This is a genomic window from Agromyces laixinhei (assembly GCF_006337065.1).
GTDB lineage: Bacteria > Actinomycetota > Actinomycetes > Actinomycetales > Microbacteriaceae > Agromyces > Agromyces laixinhei.
The window spans coordinates 667,647-692,283 of record NZ_CP040872.1; the positions used below are offsets into that span (position 1 = coordinate 667,647).

Below are 24,637 nucleotides of genomic sequence, written 5' to 3' on the forward strand. Positions count from 1 at the left end.
CGTTCACCGACGACGAACGGTACCCGCCCCACGCCGGTTCGCCGGCGCGCGAGAGTGGGCGCACTGCATCCGGCAGCGGCCGGGCATCCGGCCGCTCCACAACCCCCGAAGGAGACGCAATGGGCAACGACGCCCTGAGCGCGGAGACCGAGACGGCGCCGGCCGTCGACTACCGCGCGGTGCAACAATCCGAAGAGTTCCAGCGCCTGCGTTCGAGGCACCGGAAGTTCGTCTTCCCCGTGCTGGCCGCCTGTCTGCTCTGGTATCTCGCCTATGTGCTGCTGGCCGGGTACGCGCACGACTTCATGTCGACGCCGGTGTTCGGCAGCGTCAACATCGCGATCCTGCTCGGTCTAGCGCAGGTCGTGACGACGTTCGCCGTGACCACCTGGTACGTGCGATACGCGAACCGGAGGCTCGATCCCATCGCCGAGGAGATCCGCGATGAGATCGAGTCGGGCGCGACATTCGCCGCCGAGGAGGTGACCCGCTGATGGTGCGTTTCGAATCCGCGGGCGCGTCGCCCGGTGAGCCCTGGCTGAACATCGCCATCTTCGGCGCGTTCGTCGCGATCACGATGATCATCGTGTTCCGAGCGAGCCGCAACAACAAGACCGCGGCCGACTACTACGCCGCGGGTCGCTCGTTCTCCGGAGGCCAGAACGGTTCGGCCATCGCCGGCGACTACCTCTCGGCGGCATCGTTCCTCGGCATCGTGGGTGCGATCGCGATCAACGGCTACGACGGATTCCTCTACTCGATCGGCTTCCTCGTCGCCTGGCTCGTGGCACTGCTGCTGGTCGCCGAACTGCTGCGCAACACGGGCAAGTTCACGATGGCCGACGTGCTCTCGTTCCGGCTGAAGCAGAAACCGGTGCGCATCGCTGCGGCGACCACGACGCTCGTCGTCTGCTTCTTCTACCTGCTCGCGCAGATGGCCGGTGCCGGCGGGCTCGTCTCGTTGCTGCTCGGCGTCGGCGACCAGCTCGGCCAGGCCCTGGTCATCACCGTGGTGGGCGCCCTGATGATCCTCTACGTGCTCATCGGCGGTATGAAGGGCACCACGTGGGTGCAGATCATCAAGGCGATCCTGCTCATCGCGGGCGCCGGCGTCATGACGGTCTGGGTGCTCGCGATCAACGGGTTCAACCTCTCCACCCTGCTCGACAATGCCGTTGCGGTGGCCGGCAACCCCGAGATCCTGAACCCGGGCCTGAAGTACGGCGTCTCCGAGGTCGCGAAGGTCGACTTCCTCTCGCTCGGGCTCGCCCTCGTGCTCGGCACGGCGGCCCTGCCGCACGTGCTCATGCGCTTCTACACGGTGCCCACCGCCAAGGAAGCCCGGAAGTCGGTCGTCTGGGCGATCTGGCTCATCGGCATCTTCTACGTGTTCACCCTCGTGCTCGGCTACGGCGCGGCGGCCCTCGTCGGCGCCGACGTCATCGCCGCGGCCCCGGGCGGCCCGAACTCGGCGGCTCCGCTGCTCGCGTTCGAGCTCGGCGGGCCACTGCTGCTCGGCCTCATCTCGGCGATCGCGTTCGCGACGATCCTCGCGGTCGTTGCCGGCCTCACGATCACCGCCGCAGCCTCCTTCGCCCACGACATCTACGCGAGCGTCGTGAAGAAGGGCAAGCCGGCGCCGGGCTCCGAGATGAAGGTCGCCCGTCGCACGGTGGTCGTCATCGGCATCGTGGCGATCATCGGCGGCATCGGCGCCAACGGGCAGAACATCGCCTTCCTCGTCGCGCTCGCGTTCGCGGTCGCCGCATCGGCGAACCTGCCCACGATCGTCTACTCGCTCTTCTGGAAACGCTTCACCACGCAAGGCGCCCTCTGGAGCATGTACGGCGGCCTCGCGTCGGCGATCATCCTCATCATCTTCTCGCCGGTCGTCTCGGGATCCACGACGTCGATGCTGAAGACGGAGGACATCGACTTCGCGATCTTCCCGCTCTCGAACCCGGGCATCGTCTCGATTCCGTTGGCGTTCTTCCTCGGTTGGCTCGGCACGGTCCTCGACAAGGGCAAGGAGGACCCTGCCAAGCAGTCCGAGATGGAGGTGCGCTCGCTGACCGGCGTGGGAGCCGAAAAGGCGACGCAGCACTGAGCAGACCCGGTGGTGGGTGGGGGCCCACCACCGGCTTCACTTCGACGCGGCGGGAATGCCTGCCCGGGCCGCGTCGTCGATACAACGGCGGATGTCGCAGCAACGCGCTGCGGCATCCGCCGTTGTCATGCGCAGGGCTTGACAGCGCCGCACGAACATGGTTGGTTAGTTACACAAGTAATGAACCAACCAAGGTTCGGTCGAGGCAGAAGGGCGGGCATGGACGATTCACGTCCGATCTTCATCCAGATCGCAGAACAGGTCGAGAACGACATCATCGACGGCGCGCTGCTCGAAGGCGGTCAGATTCCGTCGACGAACGAGTTCGCGGCGTTCCTCAGGGTCAACCCGGCCACCGCATTGAAAGGGGTGAACCGCCTTGTCGACGACGGCATCGTGGAGAAGCGACGGGGGATCGGCATGTTCGTGACCCAAGGCGCGCGGGCACGGCTCATCGAGCGTCGCAAGGCCGACTTCGCCACCGAGTACATCAGGCCACTCATCGTCGAAGCCGAGAAGCTCGGCATCGACATCGAAGAACTCGCGGGGCTTCTCCGCGCGGAAAGGATCCACTCATGACCCGCACCGTGGTCCGCGCCAGCGGACTCACCAAGCGCTACGGCTCGTTCACGGCCGTCGACGCCATCGACTTCACGCTCGAGGAGAACCGCATCTACGGGCTGCTCGGCCGCAACGGCGCCGGCAAGACCACCGTGATGCAGATGCTCACCGGCCAGATCTTCCCGAACGGCGGCGAGCTGGAGGTGTTCGGTCGTACGCCGGCGGAACACGCCGACGTGCTGCGCCGGCTCTGCTTCATCGCGGAATCCCAGCGATACCCCGACAGCTTCTACGCCTCGCATGTGCTCAAGGCGGCGCCGTGGTTCTTCGAGAACTGGGACGCCGAGTTCGCCGAGCGATTGGTGCACGACTTCCGGCTCCCGCTCAAGCGCAACATCAAGAAGCTCTCGCGCGGCCAACTGTCGGCGGTGGGCGTCATCGTCGGCCTCGCCTCGCGAGCACCGCTGACGTTCTTCGACGAGCCGTACCTCGGCCTCGACGCGGTGGCGCGGCACATCTTCTACGACCGGCTGCTCGAAGACTACGCCGAGCACCCGCGCACCATCGTGCTCTCGACGCACCTGATCGACGAGGTCGCGAACCTGCTCGAGCACCTCATCGTCATCGATGAGGGGCGCATCCTGCTCGACCGCGACGCCGACGAGGTGCGCGGCTCGGCCACCACAGTTGCGGGAGGGCGCGCGGCCGTCGAGTCGTTCGTCGCCGACCGGCCGGTGATCGGCCGCGAGGGCATCGGCGGACTGGCATCCGTCACCATCGATGAGCGACTGGACCAGGCCGACCGCGTCAAGGCCGCAGAACTCGGACTCGAGATCGCGCCGGTCTCGCTCCAGCAGCTCATCGTCCACATGACCGGCACCGACCTTCGGGCCGATCCGACCGAACAGGAGGTTGCGGCATGACCGCCGTCATGGAACAACAGGTCGTCCGCACTGAGCCGCGCTCGCGATTCAGCGAGGTCTGGCGCGTCGTTCGACTGCACGCCGTGACGCCCTCGGTGTTCTTCGGCATTCCGTGGATCATCATCGGCTTCGCATGGCTGGTGTCGATGGTCGTCGGGATCATCGCCCACGGAGCCGGCGGCGCCGGGCCGGAAATGACCGAGGGCATGCGCTACAGCTGGGCGGTGCTGTCGCCCCAGTGGTATCTCGCCGTCGTGGGCGTGCAGTCCGTCGGCATGACGCTCTCGTTCGCCCTGGGATTCGGCGCCACGCGCCGGGACTTCTGGCTCGGAACGAGCCTGATGTTCGGGATCGTCGCGCTGCTGAACGCCATCGCCATCGCCACGCTCGTGCAGGTCGAGAAGCTGACGAACGGCTGGGGAATCGGCATCTCGATGTTCGACGCCCTCTGGTACGGGCAGAGCGGCTGGATCGTCGACTTCTACACGACCTTGGCGATGCAACTCCTGGTGCTGTTCATCGGTGCGAGCATCACCACCGTGTACCTGCGGTGGCGGATGCGCGGCATGCTGGTGCTCGTCTTCAGCACGGCCGCCCTGGTGCTCGCCGCGGTGGCCATCGCGACGTTCACCGAGAGCTGGCCGGCCATCTTCGAGTGGCTCATGAGCATCGGCATCGTGGGAGGGTTCACGCTGATCCTCGGGATCGCGGCGTTCTTCGCGATCGTCGGGTACTTCGTGATCCGGCGGGCGACACCCCGCTGATCACGACTCTCAAGGCCGCGGCGCGGCATCCGGTGGGGACTGGATGCCGCGCCGCACTCGTTGCACGTCATCCGCGAGGATGACGGATGCCGTGCCATCATGCGACTCGAGCCCGACGCGCCGCCGACGCCCGCCCCGGCAGGCTCGAGGGTATGAGTACCTTCGTGATCGAGGCATCCGGCCTCAGCAAGTCGTTCGGTCAGTCGCACGCGCTCGCCGGCGTCGACCTCCATGTGCGCACCGGGGAGGCGGTCGCCATCATGGGCGCCTCGGGCTCGGGCAAGACGACGCTGCTGCACTGTCTCGCGGGCATCACCCGCCCCGACGCCGGCACGGTCGGCTTGCAATCCGGTGCCGGCCGGGTCGAGGTCACCGCGCTCGGCGAGCGCGAGCGTTCGCGGCTGCGCCGGGAGGCGTACGGTTTCGTCTTCCAGCAGGGGCTCCTGATTCCGGAGCTCACCGCGGTCGAGAACGTCGCGCTCGCCCTCATGCTGAACGGCATGCCGCGCGCCCGCGCCGAGGAGTACGGGCGCGGCTGGCTCGCGGCCCTCGGCCTCGCCGGCATGGAGGACCGCCGCATCGGGCAGCTCTCGGGCGGCCAGGCGCAACGCGTCGCGATCGCTCGGGCGCAGGTCACCGGGGCATCCGTCGTCTTCGCCGACGAGCCGACCGGTGCGCTCGACTCGGTCACCTCGGCCGAGGTCATGCAGGCGCTCCTCGACTCGACCACCGGTCAGGGGCGCACGCTCGTGCTCGTCACGCACGACGCGGAGGTCGCGGGGCGGTGCTCCCGCATCGTCGACATGCGAGACGGCCGCATCACCGGTGAGCGCGTGCCCGGAGCCGTCGCGTGATCGCCCGCGTCGCGTGGTTGTTCGCCCGGCCCGGCACCTCCGGGGTTGCGGCGAGCGTCTTGCCGGTGACCGCATTCGCGATCGTCACGGCGCTGCTGCTCGCCGTGCTCGGCGGCGCCCAGTCGTTCTGGACGTGGACCGATGACATCGGCGTCACCTACCAGGCGCTCGCGGTCGTCGCCCTCGTGCTGCTCGTGGTGCCGCTCGCCTCGCTCGGCGGTGCGGCGGCTCGCCTCTCCGCCCGACGGCGCGACGATCGGCTCGCGACCCTGCGGCTGCTCGGGGCGACCCCGGCGACGGTGTCGGCGCTCGCCGTGCTCGAGTCGGTCGCGCTCGCCGTGGCCGGTTCGCTCGCGGGGGTCGCGCTGTACTTCGTGCTCGTGCCGCTCCTCGCGCTCATCCCGTTCCGGGGCGAGGCGCTCGGCCTCGACGGCGTGCTGCTCTCCATGCCCGCGCTCGCCGCAGTGTTCGGCGGTGTCGTGCTGCTCGCCGCGGTCAGCGCCGTGCTCGGCCTTCGCCGGGTCGTCATCTCGCCGCTCGGCGTGCGCACGAAACAGGATGCCCCGAAGCTGCACTGGCTGCGCATCGTGATCGGCGCCGCGGTCATCGCGATCGCGTTCCTCATGATGGCGGCGCTGCAGGTGGCCGGGTCGGTGCTCGTCATCATCGCAATGCTCGGCGTCGCGTTCGGCGGCACCATCGCGGTGCTGAACCTCATCGGGCCGTGGGTCATCCGCCTCGTCGCGGCGTCGCAGGCTCGACGTGCGAAGACGCCCGCCCGGCTGCTCGCCGCGCGCGCCGTGCTCGAAGCGCCGAAGGCGGCCTGGCGCCAGGTCTCGGGCGTCGCGATGACGAGCTTCATGGCCGTGTTCGCGGGCACCGGCATCGCCCTGCTCGGCTCCTTCGGCGAGACCGGTGACCTCGAGTCGCAACAGCTCTTCGCCGACATCCGCACCGGCATCCTCATCACCGTGGTCGGCTCCTTCCTCATGGTCGCCTGCTCGGTCGGGGTGAACCAGGCCGCGGGCATCCTCGATCGCGGCGAGCTGTACCGCTCGCTCGACATGCTCGGCATGCCGACCTCGACGATGGACGCCGCCGCGCCGCGCGGTCATGTCGCCGTTGCGCATCACGGCGATCGGCTCGGCGGTGACGGCCGCCGTCGTGATGCTGCCGCTCACGGGCGCCGCGATCATCGTCGCGCCGCTCTCGCTCGCGGTCATCGCGGGGGTGCTCGCCGGCGGCATCGGCGTCGTGTGGCTCGGCCTGCTCGCGACGAAGCCGATGCTCCGGGCGGGCGGCGTCAGGCCCGTGACCCGCCGCCCCGCGCGCCGGTGACCCGCATGAGGCGATCCTCTGTCGCGCCCGCCCACACCGTCAGAGTCCGCGAGATGCTCGTGCTCGCGCCGTGATAGCGAGGATGACATCGGTCTTGGCGTCGGCATAGTCGTTCATGTCGTCCCACGGCCGGTCGAGCAGGGTTCTCTTCGTGCTCTCGTAGAGGGCGCGGTCGACTGCGTTGCGACGCAAGTGATCGCGAAGAAGGAGATAGTCGTCGATGGCGGGATCGTCGCGTTCATACACGTGCACGTGGACATCGCGTTCCGGAGTGCGTACGAGACGGTGCCTCGGTTCTCGGACACGCAACTCGTACCCGACTGCCAGGAGCGGGTCGAGGTAGTCTTCCTCGGCCGTGATGTCGTCCACGGCGATCACGATGTCGATGATCGGCTTGGCTGCCAGCCCGGGCACCGCGGTGGAACCGATGTGTTCGACCTCGATGTGCACGCCGGTGAGGGCATCACGGATTCGCCGTCGGTGATCGAGGAAGATACCTGCCCATCCATCGTCATGGCTGTGCAGCTCGAGCTCGAGCCTCTCAGGACCCCCGACGAGCTCGACCGACGTGACGTCTGGACGGCGCGGCTTGCGATTCCTCTCCACGTGAACATCCTCGCAGCGACCGAGCCGTGCGGATGGAAGTACGCTCGAAGCATGACTGACGGGCCCGCAGACGACCGTGAACGTGATGCCGCGATGAGTGAACTCCTCGGCATCCGATCGAGCATCGACAACATCGACGCGGCCCTCATCCACCTGCTCGCCGAACGGTTCAAGTTCACCCAGCAGGTCGGCCGGCTGAAGGCGGCTCACGGCCTGCCGCCGGCGGACCCCGAGCGCGAGCGCCGTCAGATCGCCCGGCTCCGGGGTCTCGCGATCGACGCGCACCTCGACCCCGCGTTCGCCGAGAAGTGGTTCAACTTCGTCGTCGCCGAGGTGATCCACCATCACGAAGCGCTCGCGGGCGGCGCGCCGGGCACGGCCGGCGACGAACGGTGAGCTGGTACCCCACTGCCCTGCCGTCGCTGTCGGGCAAGCGATACCTCGTGACCGGCGCGAACGCCGGGCTCGGCTTCTTCACGGCGGCCAGGCTCGCCGGCGCCGGCGCGCATGTCGTGCTCGTCGGGCGCAGCCCCGAGCGGCTCGAGGCGGCGATGGCGGCGATCCGCGGCGCGCGCCCCGAGGCATCCGTCGAACCGCTCGTCATCGACGTGGCCTCGCTCGACTCGGTGCACGCCGGTGCCCGCCGGCTGCTGCACCGCCCGTCGTTCGACGGCGTCGTGATGAACGCGGGCATGGTGCACACGCCGGGCGCCCGCCTCGAGTCGCCCGATGGCAACGAACTCGTGCTCGCCACCAACGTGCTCGGGCACTTCGCGCTGCTCGCCAGGCTGCTGCCGAACCTCGCGCCCGGCGCCCGCATCGTCTCGCTCGGTTCCCTCTCGAGCCGGCTCTCGACGTTCCGCCTCGACGACCTGCAACTCGAGCGCGGCTACGACTTCTGGCGTGCGTACGCGCAGTCGAAGATCGCGGCGCAGGTCTTCGCCTTCGAACTCGACCGGCGGCTTCGGGCGGCGACGGGGGCCACTCGATCGGCACCGGTCTCGAGCCTCGTCGCCCACCCGGGCTATTCCATCAGCGGCCGCACGCCGCAGGTGCCGGGCGTCAACGAGCCGGCGCCCGGCGCTCGCTTCGCCGATGCACTGCAGGGCGTGTGGGCGCAGGGCAAGCACCGCGGAGCCGAGGTCACGCTGCACGCGCTCACCGCGCCCGGGGTCGAGGGCGGCCAGTTCTGGGGGCCGCGCTGGTCGACGAAGGGTGCGCCGACGCTGCAGCGTCCGACCCGCACCTCGACGGATGCCGCGATCGGCGCTCGCTTCTGGGCCTTCGCCGAAGCCGCCACCGGCACGACGTTCACCGTCGCCGCATGAGCGATCCGGCAGGGCGGCCCGGTTTCTTCGCGCGACCGAAGGTGCGCCGCATTCTCTCGAGGGTCGTCGTCGCCGTCGGCATCGTGCTCGCCGTGATCGGCATCGTCTCGGGCCGCTACGGCTGGCTCTTCGCCGGCATCATCGTGGTCGGCCTGGGCGCGGCGATGGGGCCCGCGCGCATCCGTCGCTGATCCGGCGCACACAGCCGTCTGGGACCCGCCGCACGCGGTTCACCTCCGCGTAACCCGGCCGCCGCCGTCCGTTGGCTGCCGCTGCCTACCTTGGCCATCGGAACACAGCAAGCGCCTGCACCGGGCACAGCGGCCCCCGCAGAAAGGCAGACCATGAACTCGCACACGATCGATCGCACGGTCGACGAGCCCTCCAGCGACGACCCGTCCGTCGACGACCTGGTCGCTGAGCTCGCCGATGAGCTCGACCTCGACGACGACGCTCCTGAGCTGTCTGACATCGAGCTGATCGTGCTCGACATGGCCGGCACGACCGTCGCCGACGGCGGCGTCGTGGAGCGCGCAATCGCGCTCGCCGCCGAGCGCAGCGGCATCGTCACCGGTGACGATCTCGAAGCCGCGCTCGAGTATGTGCGGGCCACCATGGGACGGTCGGAGATCGAGGTGTTCCGGGTGCTCGCCGGCGCCGACGAGGATGCCGCGCAGCGGGCGAACCTGGCCTTCGAGGGCGCATACGCCGAGCTCATCGCGAGCGAGGGCGTCGCCGAGATCGCTGGTGCGGCAGACGTCATCAGGGAGCTGCGCGGGGCCGGCGCATCCGTCGTGCTCACCACCGGTTTCTCGCCGGAGACCCGCACCGCGATCATCGACGCGCTCGGCTGGAACGACCTCGCCGACGCGCTGCTCTCGCCGGCCGACGTCGGACGCGGGCGCCCGCACCCCGACCTGCCGCTCACCGCACTGCTGCGCACCGGGGCGACCGCGGTCGACGCGATGGTCGCCGTCGGCGACACCGTGAGCGATGTCGAATCAGGCGTCAACGCGGGCGCCGGGTTCGTCGTCGGCGTGCTGAGCGGCGCCCACGAGCGTGACGTGCTCGAGGCCGCCGGCGCCGACGCCGTGATCGACAGCATCGCCGAGCTGCCCGCGCTGCTCGGCCTCCGCGGCGAGTAACGGCCATGACGATGCACACCGTCGTGCGGGTCAGCGACGTCGACATCATCGTCAAGCCCTCGCCGGTGGCGATGGTCTGGTACGAACCGGGGCGGCCGCACGAGGCGCTCGCCGCTCCCGGCGTGCGGGTCGCCGCGGGGGAGGCGCTCGTCGAGGTCGAGCTCGCGACGATCTGCGGTTCCGACGTGCACACCGTGACCGGCCGTCGCTCGGCGTCTGCGCCGCTCGTGCTCGGGCACGAGCAGGTCGGGCGCGTCGTCGCGGTCGGCGACGGCGCACTGCGGGCAGACGGCACCCGGCTCGAACTCGGCGATCGCGTCGTCTGGTCGGTCACCGTCAGCTGCGGCGACTGCGACCGCTGCCGCAGGGGATTCACGCAGAAGTGCCGCTCGCTCGCCAAGTACGGGCACGAGCGCGTGCACCGCGGCTGGGAGCTGTCGGGCGGATTCGCGACCCACGTGCAATTGCGCGCCGGCACCGCGACCGTGCGCGTCAGCGAGTCGATGCCCGCGGCCATCGCGGCACCCGCGTCGTGTGCGACGGCCACGGCGGTCGCCGCACTCGAAGCCGCTGCGGAGGAGGTCGACCTCGACGGAGCCCTCGTGCTCGTCACCGGCGCCGGCATGATCGGGCTGAGCGTCGCGGCCATGGCGATCGAGGCGGGCGCCGAGGTCGTCGTCGCCGACCCGGATGCCGCGCGGCGTGCGTTCGCCGGGCGGCTCGGCGCCGTCACGGCCGACCCCACCGCCAGAGGCTCCTCGCCCGACCGCCTCGACACGGTGCTCGCCGGCTTGGCCGCACGTGGGTTCCCCGAGGTGCTCGTCGCCGTCGAGGCATCCGGCACGGCCGCGGCGGTGCGCACGGTGCTGGGGGTCGTCGGGGTCGGCGGCATCGTGGTGCTCGTCGGCAGCGTCTCGCCCGGGTCGGAGGTGAGCCTCGACCCCGAGGCGATCGTGCGGCGTGTAGTCACCGTGACCGGGGTGCACAACTACACGGCGGGCCAGCTCGTGCGTGCCGTCGAGTTTCTCGAGCGGGCGTGGCAGCTGCTGCCGTTCGACGAGCTCGTGGGGGTGACGCATCCGCTCGCCGAACTCGACCTCGCGCTCGAGGAGGCCGCGACCGGCCTGCACGTGCGCGTCGGCGTGGCGCCCGGACGCAAGTCGAGCTGAATCGTGAATCGCGCGATGCCGCGAGAGACGTAGGCTGATCGAATCATGCACGTGATCAGTTACAACCTTCGCAAGCACCGTGCAGTCGGCGAACTCGTCGGTCTCGTCGAGCGGTTCTCGCCCGACATCCTGTGCCTGCAGGAGTGCGACACGCAAGATCTTCCGCAGCAGATCCACGACCTCCAGCTGGCCGATGCGACCCAGCGCAACCGCCTCGGCCTCGCGCTCTACTACCGCGGTGACCGCTACGAGGCACGGCGCATCCAGTCGTTCGCGCTCAAGAAGTCGTTGCACGACCGGCTGCTGCGGCCCGCACACGAGCGTCTCATCGGCGTGCGTCTCTTCGATCGCGAGGCGCAGCGCGAGCTGATCGTCGCCTCCTTCCACGCCGCACCGTTGACCGCGCTGAACTCGTTGCGGCGCCACCAGATCCACTCGGCGCTCGGCGAGCTGCAGTTCCTCGGGCCGGGTCTGCCGACGCTCATGGTCGGCGACTACAACTACCCGATCTTCAAGGAGAACCTCGGCGAGAAGGTGCGCGACTCGGGTTACGATCTGACGCTCAGCGACAAGCGCACGTACACGCGGTACAAGTTCTTCCGCGGGCACTTCGACCTCGCGACCTCGGTCGGATTCGACATCGCCGGTGTCGAGACGCTCGCGCGCGGCTCATCCGACCACATGCCGATCCTCGTCGACGCCGAATACGGCGTGCCGGCCGTCGCGAGCGCTCCATGATCGGTCGCGAGCTCGCGCTCGCGCTGCGTGACGCCGGGCTCGTGTGGCACCCGGAGTCAGGCGACCGATTCCAGCTCGACCTGCCCGATGCCGTCGAGTCCGAGGTCGAGGCCGACGTGTTCACGGTCAGCGAGATGACGATCGAGCCGCAGGCGTTCTCGAGCGACACGGTGCTCGGCTTCAACGGCACGACCGAGTGGGCGCTCGACTCCGTCTCGATCGGCGACGTGGTGTGGCTGCCGCGCGAAGACCAGTTGCGTGAGCTGCTGCGCGGAGCCTTCCGCGCACTGCGACGCCTCGACGACGCGTTCGAGGTCGAGATCGAACTCGGCGGCGAGCCGCGTCGCTTCGAGCATCCCGAGGTCGCCGAGGCGTACGGCCTCGCGCTGCTCGAACTCATCGGGCGGTCGCGATGACGGATGCCTCGGCGCCCGGGCCGTCTCCTTCGCAATCGTCGGAGGCGCTGCAGGTGCTGCGGCCGCTCGTCGATGCCGCTTCGGCTGCGGCCGCCGAACTCGGCCGGCACGCCGCTCGCGATGAGGCGCTCGCCGAGTACGTGCCCGAGCGGCGCACGTTCGGTGTGCGGCGGGCCGCGCGGATGACCCCGATCGGCCGCGTCTGGCGGCTCGGGGTGCTGCTCATCGACGCCGAGGGGCGGCTGTTCGCAACGGGTCGCGTCGTGCGCGCCGAACGACCTGCCCGCCGGAGCACCCCCGCTGCGGCCATCGCCGAGCAGCGGGGCTACGCGGCTGCCGCCGTGAAGGGCGGCTTCGCCGAGGGTGAGACCGTGAACTTCGGCGCCGTGCCGGTCGACCCCGTCGGGCTCGTGCGGTCCGGGGCATCCGGCCCGCTCGTGGTGGTCGGCGATGAGCTGTTCGTGCGCTGGAGCCCGACGCAGCCCGGCGCGCTCGCCGCCCTCGACGGCTACCTCGCCGACCGCATCGAGCTGCTCACGAACCCGCCTGCGGGCGCCTGAGCGCGTCGCGCGCCGTCGCGCGGCCCCTGCGCGTCGCGCGCTCGTTTGCTAGGGTCGACGATCGTGTCCTGCAATTTCTCGGCAATGATCATTCGGCCCCGCACCGCCTGAGGCGGAGCGACCGAACCTTCACGCGTCCCTCCGCCTCGGCCAATGACCCTGGCCGCGGTGCTCCTTCGGCGCCCGGCTGACGATCCTCGCCAGCGGAGTCATCATTGCGCACGCACAATTCTTCTTCTTCTCGTTCCACACGTCCGTCTCGTCCTTTCCGATCCGACCGCTCTCTCGGCCCTGACGTCGGGGGCCGGCACGAGCTCGGCCAGAACTTCCTCGTCGATCGTCGTGTCGTCGACCGGCTCGTCTCGCTGACCGCCGCGACGCAGGGCCCGATCGTCGAGCTCGGGGCCGGCAGCGGCGCGATCACGCGCGAGCTCGCGGGTCTCGGCCGGCCGCTCACCGCGCTCGAGATCGACCGGCGCCGGGCCGACCGGCTTCGTCGCGAACTCGGCCGCGGCCCCGACGTCACGATCATCGAGGCCGATGCACTCTCGTGGCGCTACCCTGCGGCGCCCCATGCCATCGTCGGCAACGTGCCGTTCCATCTCACGACGGCCATCATGAGGTCGCTCCTCGCGCGCGGCCACTGGACCGACGCCGTTCTGCTCACCCAGTGGGAGGTCGCGCGGCGTCGCTGCGGGGTCGGCGGCTCGAGCCTGCTCACGGCCCAGTGGGATCCGTGGTTCACGTTCCGGCTGCGCGACCGCGTGCCGGCGCGCGCGTTCCGGCCGGCACCGTCGGTCGACGGCGGTGTCTTCACGATCGAGCGGCGCTCCGAGCCGCTCGTGCCGACAGCCGACACCGCGGCGTATCAGGCGTTCGTCGCCGAGGTCTATCAAGGGAAGGGGCGCGGGCTCGCCCAGATCCTCCGTCGCATGTCGCGGCCGCTGCGCGCCGATCGGGTGGCCGGGCTCCTCCGCACCGTCGGCGTCGGCACGGATGTGCTGCCGAGTCGGCTCACCGGGCCGCAGTGGGCTGCGCTCTGGGCCGGAGTGCGCTCCGCCCCAGGGGATCGGGGGTGAGGCAGAATGATGGCCGTGACGACGGGACCGGGTGATTTCGAGCTGACGCTGGACGAGCTGCGAGTCGTGGCTCGATTCGCGATGGAGAGTGCCTTGATGACGCTCCACGTGTTCGAGGCGGTGCGTCCTGAGGATCACCGGCCGCGCGCGGCCATTGAGGCCGCCAGGGCCTTCGTCGACGGGGGCGCACGCACCAATCTGCAGCGCACCACGGCGATCGACGCGCACCGAGCAGCGAAGGAGGTGGCTGACGAGGCTGCCCAGCATGCAGCGCGCGCTGCCGGTGACGCGGCGGCGGCGGCCTACCTGCACCCGCTCGCGAAAGCCACCCAGGTCGGCCATGTTCTCGGTGCAGCCGCGCATGCAGCGCGTGCGGTCGAGCTGATCGCCGGTGATGATCCGGAGGCGGGGGCGGCGTTCATCGAGCAGGCCCGGTTGCGGGCGACGCCGGTCCTGATCGACGTCCTCACTCGATATCCGCTCGCGCCCAGCGGTACGGGTCGCTCCGGGCTCCTCATGAAGTCCCTGGACTCGTCGCTGCGACTCCCTCGCTGAGGGGGCAGAGTAGGTGCCGGCTCTGCTCAGCCCAGACCAGCTGAGTCGATTGTGATCTCCGAGCCGAGGTGTGGCTGAGTCGCTCGGCTACCGCTGGTCGCGGCTGATGCGGATGCCGAAGGGGTGCGGCCCGGCGGCGAACCACACGATCGAGCCGACGAGTGGGAAGCAGATCACTGCGATCGCCCACACCCAGCGCTCGAGCTCGTTCAGCTCCTCGGTTCGGAAGATCCGCGACACGACCCAGACGATGACGGCGAGATAGCCGATGGCGACGACCGCCGCGAGCACGTTCCAGCCGAGGATGCCGTCCATCGTCGCGCTCCGTTCGCCGGTGGTCGGGAGCTCGGGCCCCGATCGTTGTCGACAGGTTACCGCCATGCGCGCGGCATCCGCTCGCCCTCACGCCAGAATGGGTGCACGGCGCAGGGGAGGGCGCATGCGGTGGTACCGCTCGGATGCCGCGCGGGACTTCGCCGTCGCGGCGAACGACGGCATCATCGGCACCGCCGGAGTGCTGCTCGGCTTCGCCGGAGCGGGCGCCTCGAGCACGACGCTGCTCGTCGCCTCGCTCTCGGCGCTCGTCGCGGGGTCGGTCGCGGGCTTCGGGGCGAAGTACGCCGAGCTCGCGGCCGAGCGCGACGCCGAACGGGCGCTCATCGCCGAGACGGCGCACGACATCCGGGAGGATGCGAGCGACGACCTCGACGACCTCGCCGCGCACTTCGTCGAGCGCGGCGTCTCACGCGATCTGGCGCGGGGTGTCGCGCAGCAGATGCACGCCCACGACGCGGTCGGGGCGCAGCTCGAGGCCGAGCACGGCATCGACGAGCCCATGCCGCGGTCGCGCCCGGTGCTCGGGGCGCTGGGGAACGCGGCGGCGCTCGCCACAGGCTCGCTGCTCCCGCTCCTCATGCTGCTCGCGTACCCGGCCGCGTGGGAGGAGTGGGCCGTCGCGGCCGCGACCCTGATCTCGCTCACCGTGACGAGCGTGCTCATCGCACTGTCTGCGCGCACGTCGGTGCCCCGGGCGCTCCGTCGCACGATCGGCATCGGCGTGGCGACGATGGGGCTCAGCTACCTGGTCGGTCTCGTCGTGTTCTGACCGGCGTCGCCGCCCGGGGCTTCGCCGTCGCGTCCGTGTTCACCGTCGCCGGTGCCGCGCTCCGAACCCTGCGACTCCTGTTCCTGCACGGCCTCGATGATCGAGTCCTGCAGGCCTCGCTGTCCGGTGTGCAGCTCCTGGTACTTCTCGCCGGCGCTCATGAGCGGCCCGAGCGCGTGCCGCAGGCGTGAGCGCGTGCCGTGCGGCGCGCGGATCCAGCGCACGACGAAGCCGACGATGATCGCGATCGCGAGCAGCACGACCGGCACCCAGATCAGGGCGAGCGGCCACGACTCGGGAGCCATCTTCAGAACCCGTACGGCGTGATCGGGTCGAGGCGGCCGTCGCGCAGGGCCTCGAGTACGGCGAGCTCGTGCGGCACGACGGGCACGGGCAGGGCGTCGAGTGGGAACCAGGCGAGCTCGGCCGCCTTGTCCTCCATGAGCCTCGGCTCACCGCGCCACTCGGTCGCGCTGAAGAAGACGTCGATGCGCTCCTCGATCGCTCGGTGCGGTGCGCCGCCCGTGCGGTGCATGACGGTGAGCACCGTGAGCTCCGACTCGTCGAGTTCGACACCGAGCTCCTCGAGCGTCTCGCGCGCGGCCGCGGCGAGCAGCGACTCGCCCTGCTCGACATGGCCGGCAGCGCCGCACGCCCAGTGCTCGTCGAAGTAGCCGGTGCCGCGGCGCAGTTGCAGCAGCACCTCGTCGCCGCGCCGGGGCACGACGTAGGCAGCCGGGATGACCGCGAAGCGCCCGTGCGATGCCGCGTACGCCTCGGTGTACGACTCGGCGGGCGCGGCGGATGCGGCACCCGCCATCGTCACGTCATCGGTCATCGCCGCGGCATCCGCTCGTCAGGCTCTGCGTGTGCTCAGTATCCGACGACGGGGCCGAACGCGTCGGCGAGCGGAGCGCGGTTGACGCCCCGCAGTTCGTCGATCGAGACCGTGAACACGCCCTGCACCTCGAGCGCACCGGATGTCGCATCCGTCACGCCGATGCGGCGCACGGGGTAGTCGCGCCCCTCGCAGAGACCGCGGAACTTCACGTCGTCTTCACGCGGCACCGTCACGATGACGCGGCCCGTCGACTCCGAGAAGAGCGCGGTCGCGAGGTCGATGCCGGCGTCTCCGGCGACCTCGTCGAGCACGACACGGGCACCGATGCCGAAGCGGCCGACCGCCTCGGCGAGCGCGATCGCGAGGCCGCCGTCGGAGAGGTCGTGCGCCGAGTCGATGAGGCCCTCGATCGCCGCGGCGCTCAGCAGCTCGGCGAGGCGCTTCTCGCCGGCGAGGTCGACGGCCGGCGGGCGTCCGCCGAGGTGGCCGTGCACGACGCCGGCCCATGCGGAGCCGTCGAGCTCGAGCGCGGTGTCGCCGAGCAGGTAGATGTTGTGGCCGTCGTCCTGCCAGCCGCTCGGGATGCGGCGGGCCACGTCGTCGATCACGCCGAGCACGGCGATGACCGGCGTCGGGTGGATCGGCACGTCGCCGGTCTGGTTGTAGAACGAGACGTTGCCGCCCGTCACGGGAATGCCGAGCTCGAGGCATCCGTCACTGAGGCCTTCGACGGTCTCGGAGAACTGCCACATGACCTCGGGGTTCTCGGGGGAGCCGAAGTTCAGGCAGTCGGAGACGCCCATGGGAACGGCACCCGAGACGGCGACGTTGCGGTACGCCTCGGCAAGGGCGAGCTTCGCGCCCTGGCGCGGGTCGAGCTGCGAGTAGCGGCCGTTGGCGTCGGTCGCGACCGCGACGCCGAGGCCCGACTCCTCGTCGACGCGCACCATGCCCGCGTCGTCGGGATAGCTGAGCGCGGTGTTGCCGAGCACGTACTTGTCGTACTGGTTCGTGACCCACGCGGCGTCGGCCTGGTTCGCCGAGCCGACGAGCTGCAGGAACTGAGCGCGGATCTCGTCGGGCGTGGCCGGGCGGTCGAGCTTCGCGGCCGTGTCGGCCTGCAGTGCGTCGATCCAGGTCGGGTAGGCGACCGGGCGCTCGTACACCGGGCCGTCGACGGCGACGGTGCGCGGGTCGACGTTCACGATCTCCTGGCCGTGCCACATGATGCTCAGGCGACCCGTGTCGGTGACCTCGCCGAGCACGCTCGTCTCGACGTCCCACTTCTTGACGACCTCGAGGAAGCCGTCGAGCTTCTCGGGGCGCACGATCGCCATCATGCGCTCCTGGCTCTCGCTCATGAGGATCTCTTCGGGCGTGAGCGTGGGGTCGCGCAGCAGCACGTCGTCGAGCACGATGGCCATGCCGCCGTCGCCGTTCGATGCGAGTTCTGAGGTGGCGCACGAGATGCCCGCTGCACCGAGGTCTTGGATGCCCTCGACGAGGTCACCCGCGAACAGCTCGAGGCAGCATTCGATGAGCACCTTCTCGGCGAAGGGGTCGCCGACCTGCACTGCGGGGCGCTTGGTCGGGCCGCCCTCGGCGAACGTGTCGGACGCGAGGATCGACGCGCCGCCGATGCCGTCGCCGCCCGTGCGGGCCCCGAAGAGCACGACCTTGTTGCCGGCGCCCTTGGCATTGGCGAGGTGCAGGTCTTCGTGGCGCATGACGCCGACCGCGAGGGCGTTCACGAGCGGGTTCGCCTGGTACACCGGGTCGAACCAGGTCTCGCCGCCGATGTTCGGCAGGCCGAGGCAGTTGCCGTAGAAGCTGATGCCCGAGACGACGCCGTGCACGACGCGCGCGGTGTCGGGGTCGTCGATCGCGCCGAAGCGAAGCGCGTCCATGACGGCGACCGGGCGGGCGCCCATCGAGATGATGTCGCGCACGATGCCGCCGACGCCGGTCGCAGCGCCCTGGAACGGCTCGATGTAGCTCGGGTGGTTGTGACTCTCGATCTTGAACGTGACCGCCCAACCCTCGCCGACGTCGATGACGCCCGCGTTCTCACCCATGCCCACCATGAGGTTCTTCTTCATCTCGGGCGTGACCTTCTTGCCGAACTGCTTCAGGTACACCTTCGACGACTTGTACGAGCAGTGCTCGCTCCACATGACGGAGTACATCGCGAGCTCGGCGCTCGTGGGGCGCCGGCCGAGGATGTTGCGGATGCGCTCGTACTCGTCTGGCTTCAGGCCCAGTGCGGTGTACGGCTGCTCCTTCTCGGGTGTCGTCGCGGCGACCTCGACGGTGTCGAGCACCGCGGTCGTGGGGGCAGCGATGGTCTCGGGGGTGTTGGTGGTCACGAGTGGCGAGCTCCAGAGAACGGCGGCGAGCGGATGCCGCGGGGCGGATGCCTGACCCCGTCAGTCTACCGGCCGCGGCGACAGGGCCTGACTGTGTTAGCCGAAGAGCGCTGCGACGATGTCGTGCGTGTACCCGTCGGGGCCGGCGTTGACCCAGTGGGTCGCAATCCAGATCCCGTCACGGAAGAAGTGGGATTCGCCAGCGTTCCCGTCCGCAGTTCTCGTGGTCTCGTAGACGCACCGGGTGCCGTGCAACTCCGTATAGCAGGTCTGTCCGAGCTGCTGCAGGCGGGCGGGCAACTCGTTCATCTGCAGCGGGCTGATGTAGGCGATGTCGGTGAACAGGCCACGGTCGGACGGCCCGTTCGACGCCCACTTGCAGGTGATCGCGGACTGCGAGGTGGCGGTGTGTTGGATCTCGTCGTCGAAGTACGTCCCGCCCCACGATGCCGGATCGTTGGTCCACTCCGGGTTCAGGGTGAGGCCGTGGAAGTCGGGAGTGAGGTCGCGAGTGTAGATCTCCTCGCAGTCGTGCGGGATCCGATCCGCATTCCCAGTCGGTTCGGGTGTCGCGATCACGGCGGGCGGCTGCGTGACGAACGGTGCGCCCGTCGGTGTCGGCGAGGGACGCGGGGTGGAGGTGCTCCCGGGGGCAGAGCTCGTGGTGCCGGGATCGTCTTGCCAGAGGCCGAGCGCGAAGGCCGCGCCGGCGCCGGCGCCGAGCAGGAGCGCGACGCTCGCGACGACACCGATGATCCGATTCCGGATCCGCGCCTCGCGGGCACGAGCAGGCCGATCGGGTGCGGTCTCCTCGAGCACGTGCTCCTTCATCGACGCGAGCAGGCGCGCCAGGTCAACTCCGGTCGGGGGCTCAGTTCTCATCGGCGGCGACCGCCTTCCTCAGTCGCGCGCGACTGCGCAGCACTCGTTGCTTGACGGCCGGGACCGACAGGCCCAGCACGTTCGCGGCCTCCCCGTACGTCAGGCCCTCGATCAGGCACAGTTCGCAGACGCGTCGATCGATCGGCTCGAGGCGCGCGATCTCGTCGAACACCCAGCGCAACTGCTCCCGGGCGTCATCGGCGGCGCGGCGCGCATGCGGCGCGTGATCGAGCAGGGCCTCATCGGGAAGCTCGTCGGCGTGGTTGCGGGCGTGCTTGCGGCCGGCGTTGGCCGCGAGGTAGCGGCATGTGGTGAGCAACCACGGCAGCAGGGATGTCTCGTGCAGGACGATCTCGGCGGATCTGCGCCACAGAGTGATGAACGTGTCCTGCACGATCTCCTCGAGATCCTGCCGACTCGTCGCGAGCGCCCACCCGTAGCGGGTCACCGCCGCCGCATGGCGGTCGAACAGGATGGACAAGGCTCGGCGTTCGCCTCGCGCGAGATCGGCGAGCAGTTCGCCGTCACCGCTGCTGCTGTGATCCTCCACGTGCACCTCCTCAACTGAGATATGTCGTGGAAACAGGAAAGGTAACACGCAGTGCCCCAACACCCCGTCTGCGCGGCGGATGCCTCATGCCCATGCTTGTTGCGCGGCATCCAGAAACCTCACGCGACGAACCGGTAAACTGAACGCGGTCGTCGCATTCCCGACGGCCCTGGGCGCGCACATCGGCGCGCAGTCCTCGTGGTCGTTCGCGCAATTGCGGAGCCCCGCCCGCGCCACACGAGCGACGTTCGTCCAGGCACTCACATGACCTCTTCGATTCCCACGGTGCATCCTGCGCCGCCGTTCCCGTGGCTGGGCCTCATCGTGCTCGCCGCTGCCGTCTTCCTCTCGGTCACGATCGAGATGATCCCGACCGGGCTGCTGCCCGACATGAGCCGCGAGCTCGAGGTGAGCGAGCCGCTCATCGGCCTGCTCGTCACGGTCTTCGCCGCGACGGTCGTCGTGCTCACGGTGCCGTTGTCGGCGATCACGAAGCGGATGCCGCGGCGCACCCTCATCGTCATCACCCTCGCCGTGCTGTCGCTCAGCTGTGTGCTCACCGCGTTCGCGCCGAACTACGGCACCGTGCTCGCGACCCGCGTCGTCGGCGGCGCGGCGCACGGCCTCTTCTGGTCGGTCGTCGGTGCGTACGCCGGCCATCTCGTGCCGAAAGAGCAGCTCGCCCGTGCCGTGTCGATCAGCGTCGCCGGCGGCTCGCTCGCCTTCGTGCTCGGCGTGCCGCTCGGCACGGCGCTCGGCCAGGCGTTCGGCTGGCGACTCGCGTTCGCCGCCATCGGCGCGCTCACCCTGCTCGGAGCGCTGCTCGTGTGGCGGTTCCTGCCGCCGGTGCGTCACCATGCCGGCGAAGCGGATGCCGCGCCCCTCCGCCTGCGCAGCGACGCCACCTTCGTGCCCGTGCTCGTCGTCTGCCTGATCACGGCGGTGACGATGGTCGGCGCCTACACCTTCTACACCTACGTCGCGCCGTTCATCACCGACGTCATGGGCCTGGCGCCGAGCGCCATCAGCCCGATGCTGCTCGCCTACGGCATCGCCGGCGCGGTCGGCCTCGTGCTCGCCGGAACCGTGCTCGGGCGCCGCCCGACGGTGGGGCTCGCGGTGGCCCTCGTCGCGACCGGACTCGGTGTCGCGGGGCTCGCGCTCTTCCCGCAGGTGCCCGGCGTCGGCATCGCGTGCTTCCTCCTGTGGGGCACGGCGTTCGGAGCGCTCCCGCCGATGCTCAACACCCGCTTGCTGCACTCGGCGTCGGCGCGCATCCGCGATGCCGCGTCATCCTTCTATACGACGGCCTTCAACACCGGCATCGGCGCCGGTGCGCTTCTCGGCGCGATCCTGTTCGGGGTCATCGGCCTCGGCGGACTGCCGTGGGTGTTCGTCGCGTTGCTCGTCTGCTCGACGATCACGCTCGTCTGGACCGCACTCGTCAACCGCATGCACCGCTGACGGGCCATCGGCGGTGCGCGGGGATCAGGCCTCGCGGCCGCCGGGCGGGCCGATGACGAGAAGGCCCGCGAAGACGACGGCGATGCCGACGACCGCAAGCGAGACGAGCAGCACCGGGCGTGCGAGGAACCAGCGCAGCAGCCCGTTGACCCAGTTCGAATCGGCCGGGTGGTCGGTCTTCTCGCGGCGCCAATCGCCCTCGAGGTGGCCCTTGCGAACGAGCCACAGCTCGAACGGGATGGTCGCATAGGGCACGATCGCGGTGAGCACGGCGAACGCGATACGGCCGAGGTTCCACCGCTGGTTGACACCGATGATGACGGCCGTCAGCGCATACGACAGGAACACGAACCCGTGGATCGACCCGCCGACCAGCACCGCCCACTCGACGCCCGCGGCGTACTTCAGGATCATCGCGACGATCAGGACCGTCCACGTGACGGCCTCGGCGAAGGCCAGGGCGCGGTAGAGGCGTTTCGGTGACACAGGGGCTCCAGAGTTCAGGTGATGCTTCCATCCTCGCAGCCGCGCCTGAACGGATGCATCGACCGAACGATTGATTCGCCGCGATAGCCTTGCCCGGTGACTCCGCAGTCTGCACGCGAACTCGTCTCGGGCCTCATCGCGTCGATCCCCGATTTTCCCGAACCCGGTGTGACGTTCCGCGACCTGACCCCGGTGTTCACGAGCGGACCGGGCCTGCACGCACTCGGCACCGCCCTGACCGAGCCGTTCACATTCGACGTGATCGGCGGCGTCGAGGCTCGCGGCTTCCTCATCGCGGGCGCCGCCTCGGCGATCCGCGGAGCGGGTGTGCTCGCCGTGCGCAAGGCCGGCAAGCTGCCGCGCGCGGTGCTGCGTGAGGACTACACGCTCGAGTACGGCACGGCCGCGCTCGAGGTGCACGAGGGCGAGCTGCCGCCGGGGTCTCGCGTGCTCATCGTCGACGACGTGCTCGCGACGGGCGGCACCGTCGGTGCCGCGGCACGCCTCGTCGAGCGCGCAGGCTGGCAGGTCGCCGGCATCTCGGTCGCCATCGAGCTCGAGGGCCTCGGCGGCCGCGCGGCGCTCGGCGATCGCTACGAGATCTTCTCGCTCCTGCAGTACTGAGCCGGCTCAGTGAGCCGAACGGATGTCGCGGCCCCGCGTCATCCGCCGAACTCCGCGCGGCGCCTCGCTGATAGGGTGACGCCACCGAACGAGGAGGTCTGGATGGACACGATGCCCAAGCGAACGTTGTGGTGGGGCATCGCCCTCTCGGTCGGCGGCGCGCTGCTGATCATGTTCGTCCCGCCACTGATGTACTCGATCTTCTCGGCCGACGGCGAAGTGGGGCAGACCCTCTTCTCGTTCCTCGAGTTGGTGCTGGGCGTGGTCCGCCAACTCGTGCTTCCGCTCGGCACCGCGCTCATCGCGGCATCCCTCGTCATGTTCTACATCCGAGGTCGTTCGCAGCCTCCCGAGAGCGATCGCCCGAAGCGCTGGGTGCTGCCCGACCCGCTCGAGCGCAGCACCGACGGCTGACCGTTTGCACGAACAGGCGAACACCGCAAGGCTGGGTCGATGACGACGACCTGGCAGTCCTGGGCCCTGTTCGCGACGACGGTGGTCGCGGTGTGCGCTGTCGTCTTCGTGATCTCGTGGATCGCTTCGGCGATCGTGCGCAGAACCGCACGCCGATACGAGTGGGGCAAGATCCTCATCGAGCGCGCCCGCTGGCCGTTCCGCACCGTGCTGACCGTGACCGGCGTCTGGATCGCCTTCGCCCTGGCGTTTCCCGAGCACGAGTGGCTGGCTGCCGTCAACCACGCCTTCCTCATCGCGCTCATCGCGGCCGGTGCGTGGCTCGCATGCCAGGTGTTCCTGTTCCTGGCCGACCTCGCAGTGCGGCGCTCCGACATCGGCACCGCCGACAACCGCGTCGCGCGGCGCACCCGCACGCAATTGCAGGTTCTTCGTCGCCTGGTGGTGGCGATCATCGTGATTCTGGCGATCGGCGTGATCCTGTTCACCTTCGAGGCCGTGCGTGCGCTCGGCGCCACCGTGCTCGCCTCGGCCGGTGTCGCGTCGATCGTTGCCGGGTTGGCCGCCCAATCCGTGCTCGCCAACGTCTTCGCGGGCGTGCAGATCGCGTTCAGCGAGGCGATCAGGCTCGACGACGTGGTCGTGGTCGACGGTCAATGGGGGCGCATCCGTGAGATCACTCTCACCTACGTCGTCGTCATGACGTGGGATCAGCGCACTCTCGTGTTGCCGTGCACCCACTTCACGACACAGCCGTTCGAGAACTGGACCAAGTACGGCAGCGAACTCATCGGGTCGGTCGAACTCGACCTCGACTGGCGCGTCTCGACCGACGCCATGCGAACCGAGCTGCACCGCATCCTCGAGGGCACCGATCTCTGGGACGGGCGTACCTCGGTGCTGCAGGTGACCGACGCGACCGGTGGCCTGATCCGGGTGCGAGTGCTTGCGAGCGCACGCGACTCGGCGGCGACCTGGGATCTGCGCTGCCTCATGCGCGAGCAACTCGTGGAATGGCTGCGCCGGAACGACGCGTCTGCCCTGCCCGTGCAACGCGTGCTGGTCGGAGCTCCGAGTGAACAGCAGTCGAGCCCTGCCGGTCGACGGCCGAGTGGCGACGGAACCGAGCTGGGAAGGCGCGTGACGCGCGCGTTGTTTTGACATAGTCAAAACAACCACTACGCTCGAGGCATGACCTCGAATGCCACCGACGAACGCGAGCGGGCAGCAGCCAGGCTCCGCGGTGCCGGGGCTGAAGGTCACGGAGTCGCGGCTCGCGGTCTTCGGCACGTTCGGCGCCGGCGACCATCTCGATGCCGACGACGTGCATACGCGAGTCGCCGGGCTGCTGCCGACCACCTCTCGGCAGGCGGTCTACGGCGTGCTCGGCGCACTGACCGACGCCGGACTCCTCCGCAGGATCGAGCCGGCCGGCTCGCCGGCGCTCTACGAGACCCGCACCGGCGACAATCACCATCACCTCGTCTGCACGAGCTGCAGCAACGTCTTCGACGTCGGCTGCGTCGTCGGCGAGGCCGCGTGCCTCACGCCGAGCGAGACCCACGGCTTCCGCATCGCCTCGGCGGAGGTCACGTTCTGGGGTCTCTGCCCCGAGTGCAGCGGCGCGTTGAGCTGATCCCGTCGCCGGTCGATCCGGTTCCCCAGCCCCGCACCGCCCAAGCCACCGACCCGACGATCCGGCGCGCGTGCGCGGGCGTCGCCCGTGTTTCCACCCCGACCCCAGAGAAACAACCCAGAGAGA

31 protein-coding genes are annotated in these 24,637 nt (G+C 69.8%); 23 read left to right on the forward strand and 8 right to left on the reverse strand.

Annotation, left to right across the window (positions count from 1 at the left end; all coding sequences use genetic code 11):
- The first annotated feature begins 119 nt into the window (after positions 1-119).
- The 7 genes from FHG54_RS03145 to FHG54_RS03175 all read left to right on the forward strand — a co-directional run bounded on the left by FHG54_RS03145 (position 120) and on the right by FHG54_RS03175 (position 6,621).
- Positions 120-494: a DUF485 domain-containing protein gene (locus FHG54_RS03145; protein WP_139415970.1), complete on the forward strand. Its 375-nt coding sequence runs from the start codon at positions 120-122 to the stop codon at positions 492-494.
- On the forward strand, positions 494-2,107 hold the full coding sequence (locus FHG54_RS03150; protein WP_139415972.1) for a solute symporter family protein: 1,614 nt from the start codon (positions 494-496) through the stop codon (positions 2,105-2,107). The genes FHG54_RS03145 and FHG54_RS03150 overlap by 1 nt, the downstream gene beginning before the upstream one ends.
- Before the next feature lie 219 nt (positions 2,108-2,326).
- A complete protein-coding gene (locus tag FHG54_RS03155; RefSeq protein WP_139415974.1) occupies positions 2,327-2,686 on the forward strand; it encodes a GntR family transcriptional regulator in 360 nt (119 codons plus the stop codon).
- The gene (locus tag FHG54_RS03160) at positions 2,683-3,591 is read left to right on the forward strand and encodes an ABC transporter ATP-binding protein (RefSeq protein ID WP_139415976.1); all 909 of its coding nucleotides are present in this window, start codon (positions 2,683-2,685) and stop codon (positions 3,589-3,591) included. Before FHG54_RS03155 ends, FHG54_RS03160 begins: the two co-directional genes overlap by 4 nt.
- Positions 3,588-4,355, forward strand: a complete 768-nt coding sequence (locus FHG54_RS03165) for a hypothetical protein (RefSeq protein WP_139415978.1) — start codon at positions 3,588-3,590, stop codon at positions 4,353-4,355. Before FHG54_RS03160 ends, FHG54_RS03165 begins: the two co-directional genes overlap by 4 nt.
- A gap of 152 nt (positions 4,356-4,507) precedes the next feature.
- Positions 4,508-5,209 (forward strand): ABC transporter ATP-binding protein, encoded by a 702-nt coding sequence (locus tag FHG54_RS03170; RefSeq protein ID WP_139415980.1) that lies wholly within the window; start codon positions 4,508-4,510, stop codon positions 5,207-5,209.
- A gap of 65 nt (positions 5,210-5,274) precedes the next feature.
- Entirely contained in the window at positions 5,275-6,621 is a 1,347-nt protein-coding gene (locus FHG54_RS03175) for an FtsX-like permease family protein (RefSeq protein WP_233437853.1), read from the forward strand.
- On the opposite strand, the gene FHG54_RS03180 is transcribed toward FHG54_RS03175, so the two are convergent.
- Positions 6,587-7,153, reverse strand: coding sequence for a GrpB family protein (locus FHG54_RS03180; RefSeq protein ID WP_139415981.1), 567 nt, complete (start codon positions 7,151-7,153; stop codon positions 6,587-6,589). The genes FHG54_RS03175 and FHG54_RS03180 overlap by 35 nt on opposite strands.
- Positions 7,154-7,204: 51 nt before the next feature.
- Between FHG54_RS03180 and FHG54_RS03185 the strand changes: the two genes are divergently transcribed.
- From FHG54_RS03185 to FHG54_RS03230, 10 genes are all read left to right on the forward strand, one after another.
- Positions 7,205-7,549 carry a chorismate mutase gene (locus FHG54_RS03185; protein WP_232331315.1) on the forward strand — a complete coding sequence of 115 codons (345 nt, stop codon included), beginning with the start codon at positions 7,205-7,207 and terminating at the stop codon, positions 7,547-7,549.
- Complete coding sequence (locus FHG54_RS03190) at positions 7,546-8,481, forward strand: SDR family NAD(P)-dependent oxidoreductase (RefSeq protein WP_139415983.1); 936 nt, start codon at positions 7,546-7,548, stop codon at positions 8,479-8,481. The genes FHG54_RS03185 and FHG54_RS03190 overlap by 4 nt, the downstream gene beginning before the upstream one ends.
- A complete protein-coding gene (locus tag FHG54_RS03195) occupies positions 8,478-8,672 on the forward strand; it encodes a hypothetical protein (RefSeq protein ID WP_139415984.1) in 195 nt (64 codons plus the stop codon). The genes FHG54_RS03190 and FHG54_RS03195 overlap by 4 nt, the downstream gene beginning before the upstream one ends.
- A 153-nt stretch (positions 8,673-8,825) precedes the next feature.
- A complete protein-coding gene (locus FHG54_RS03200; RefSeq protein ID WP_139415985.1) occupies positions 8,826-9,626 on the forward strand; it encodes an HAD family hydrolase in 801 nt (266 codons plus the stop codon).
- Between the two features lie 5 nt (positions 9,627-9,631).
- Positions 9,632-10,795 (forward strand): alcohol dehydrogenase catalytic domain-containing protein, encoded by a 1,164-nt coding sequence (locus tag FHG54_RS03205; protein WP_139415987.1) that lies wholly within the window; start codon positions 9,632-9,634, stop codon positions 10,793-10,795.
- A 45-nt stretch (positions 10,796-10,840) separates the two neighbouring features.
- Entirely contained in the window at positions 10,841-11,533 is a 693-nt protein-coding gene (locus FHG54_RS03210) for an endonuclease/exonuclease/phosphatase family protein (protein WP_139415989.1), read from the forward strand.
- Positions 11,530-11,949: a pilus assembly protein CpaE gene (locus tag FHG54_RS03215; RefSeq protein ID WP_139415990.1), complete on the forward strand. Its 420-nt coding sequence runs from the start codon at positions 11,530-11,532 to the stop codon at positions 11,947-11,949. Before FHG54_RS03210 ends, FHG54_RS03215 begins: the two co-directional genes overlap by 4 nt.
- Entirely contained in the window at positions 11,946-12,509 is a 564-nt protein-coding gene (locus tag FHG54_RS03220) for a hypothetical protein (RefSeq protein ID WP_139415991.1), read from the forward strand. Before FHG54_RS03215 ends, FHG54_RS03220 begins: the two co-directional genes overlap by 4 nt.
- A gap of 215 nt (positions 12,510-12,724) precedes the next feature.
- Positions 12,725-13,588: a 23S ribosomal RNA methyltransferase Erm gene (gene erm, locus FHG54_RS03225; protein WP_139415992.1), complete on the forward strand. Its 864-nt coding sequence runs from the start codon at positions 12,725-12,727 to the stop codon at positions 13,586-13,588.
- 15 nt (positions 13,589-13,603) lie between these two features.
- Positions 13,604-14,143, forward strand: coding sequence for a putative immunity protein (locus FHG54_RS03230; RefSeq protein WP_139415993.1), 540 nt, complete (start codon positions 13,604-13,606; stop codon positions 14,141-14,143).
- A gap of 87 nt (positions 14,144-14,230) precedes the next feature.
- On the opposite strand, the gene FHG54_RS03235 is transcribed toward FHG54_RS03230, so the two are convergent.
- A complete protein-coding gene (locus FHG54_RS03235; protein WP_168197081.1) occupies positions 14,231-14,458 on the reverse strand; it encodes a PLDc N-terminal domain-containing protein in 228 nt (75 codons plus the stop codon).
- A 124-nt stretch (positions 14,459-14,582) separates the two neighbouring features.
- Between FHG54_RS03235 and FHG54_RS03240 the strand changes: the two genes are divergently transcribed.
- Positions 14,583-15,248 (forward strand): VIT1/CCC1 transporter family protein, encoded by a 666-nt coding sequence (locus tag FHG54_RS03240; protein WP_168197082.1) that lies wholly within the window; start codon positions 14,583-14,585, stop codon positions 15,246-15,248.
- Here FHG54_RS03240 and FHG54_RS03245 read toward each other — a convergent pair.
- The 5 genes from FHG54_RS03245 to FHG54_RS03265 form a co-directional block, all read right to left on the reverse strand.
- Entirely contained in the window at positions 15,221-15,553 is a 333-nt protein-coding gene (locus FHG54_RS03245; protein WP_139415996.1) for a hypothetical protein, read from the reverse strand. The genes FHG54_RS03240 and FHG54_RS03245 overlap by 28 nt on opposite strands.
- Before the next feature lie 2 nt (positions 15,554-15,555).
- Positions 15,556-16,086, reverse strand: a complete 531-nt coding sequence (locus tag FHG54_RS03250) for an NUDIX hydrolase (protein ID WP_233437854.1) — start codon at positions 16,084-16,086, stop codon at positions 15,556-15,558.
- Positions 16,087-16,121: 35 nt separating this feature from the next.
- Positions 16,122-18,455 (reverse strand): phosphoribosylformylglycinamidine synthase subunit PurL, encoded by a 2,334-nt coding sequence (purL, locus tag FHG54_RS03255; RefSeq protein WP_233437855.1) that lies wholly within the window; start codon positions 18,453-18,455, stop codon positions 16,122-16,124.
- A 96-nt stretch (positions 18,456-18,551) separates the two neighbouring features.
- On the reverse strand, positions 18,552-19,337 hold the full coding sequence (locus FHG54_RS03260; RefSeq protein ID WP_139415997.1) for a hypothetical protein: 786 nt from the start codon (positions 19,335-19,337) through the stop codon (positions 18,552-18,554).
- Entirely contained in the window at positions 19,327-19,947 is a 621-nt protein-coding gene (locus FHG54_RS03265; protein WP_233437856.1) for an RNA polymerase sigma factor, read from the reverse strand. The genes FHG54_RS03260 and FHG54_RS03265 overlap by 11 nt, the downstream gene beginning before the upstream one ends.
- A 204-nt stretch (positions 19,948-20,151) precedes the next feature.
- On the opposite strand from FHG54_RS03265, the gene FHG54_RS03270 reads away from it, so the two are divergent.
- Positions 20,152-21,351 carry an MFS transporter gene (locus FHG54_RS03270; protein WP_139415998.1) on the forward strand — a complete coding sequence of 400 codons (1,200 nt, stop codon included), beginning with the start codon at positions 20,152-20,154 and terminating at the stop codon, positions 21,349-21,351.
- A gap of 24 nt (positions 21,352-21,375) precedes the next feature.
- Here FHG54_RS03270 and FHG54_RS03275 read toward each other — a convergent pair whose 3' ends face one another.
- Complete coding sequence (locus tag FHG54_RS03275; RefSeq protein WP_139415999.1) at positions 21,376-21,837, reverse strand: DUF3817 domain-containing protein; 462 nt, start codon at positions 21,835-21,837, stop codon at positions 21,376-21,378.
- 96 nt (positions 21,838-21,933) lie between these two features.
- Between FHG54_RS03275 and FHG54_RS03280 the strand changes: the two genes are divergently transcribed.
- The 4 genes from FHG54_RS03280 to FHG54_RS03295 all read left to right on the forward strand — a co-directional run bounded on the left by FHG54_RS03280 (position 21,934) and on the right by FHG54_RS03295 (position 24,511).
- Entirely contained in the window at positions 21,934-22,461 is a 528-nt protein-coding gene (locus FHG54_RS03280) for an adenine phosphoribosyltransferase (protein ID WP_139416000.1), read from the forward strand.
- Between the two features lie 102 nt (positions 22,462-22,563).
- A complete protein-coding gene (locus tag FHG54_RS03285) occupies positions 22,564-22,875 on the forward strand; it encodes a hypothetical protein (protein WP_139416001.1) in 312 nt (103 codons plus the stop codon).
- A gap of 39 nt (positions 22,876-22,914) precedes the next feature.
- Positions 22,915-24,036, forward strand: coding sequence for a mechanosensitive ion channel family protein (locus tag FHG54_RS03290; protein ID WP_139416002.1), 1,122 nt, complete (start codon positions 22,915-22,917; stop codon positions 24,034-24,036).
- 40 nt (positions 24,037-24,076) lie between these two features.
- Positions 24,077-24,511, forward strand: a complete 435-nt coding sequence (locus FHG54_RS03295; RefSeq protein WP_139416003.1) for a Fur family transcriptional regulator — start codon at positions 24,077-24,079, stop codon at positions 24,509-24,511.
- Positions 24,512-24,637: the final 126 nt, after the last annotated feature.